This window comes from Mesorhizobium sp. M1E.F.Ca.ET.063.01.1.1 (assembly GCF_003998155.1).
Lineage (GTDB): Bacteria > Pseudomonadota > Alphaproteobacteria > Rhizobiales > Rhizobiaceae > Mesorhizobium.
The window spans coordinates 1-403 of record NZ_RZSC01001723.1; the positions used below are offsets into that span (position 1 = coordinate 1).

1 protein-coding gene is annotated in these 403 nt (G+C 66.7%); it reads right to left on the minus strand.

What is annotated here, in order from left to right:
* A partial coding sequence (locus EOA29_RS40595; RefSeq protein WP_245468896.1) for a YMGG-like glycine zipper-containing protein occupies positions 1-403 on the minus strand: 403 nt, incomplete at both ends.

Genomic DNA, 403 nt, shown 5'->3' on the forward strand with positions numbered 1-403 from the left:
GTTCAGCACCAGCGCCACCGAGTTCAGCACCGGATAGAAGCCGGGCTTCACCGCGTCCTGGTCGACGTTGAAGGTGATGTCGGACGGCATGTTGAGGATGATCTGGTCGCCGCTGCGGGTGACGCTCACTCCGGTGCCCTGCAACTGACGACGGAGCTCAGCTTCGTTCTGGTCCATCGTCGCGCCGATCGCGCCGCCGGCAAGCGCGCCGATACCCGCGCCGATCAGCGCGTTGCGACGATCATTGCCGCCGGCCAGCAGACCGAGGCTGGCACCCGCCAGAGCGCCAAGGCCGGCACCGGCCGCCGTGTTGGAAATCTTCTGGTCGCCAGTATACGGATCGGTGGTGGTGCAGGCGCTCACGAGCACAGCCGTCGCCACGACGACGAGCACGGTCTTCCTG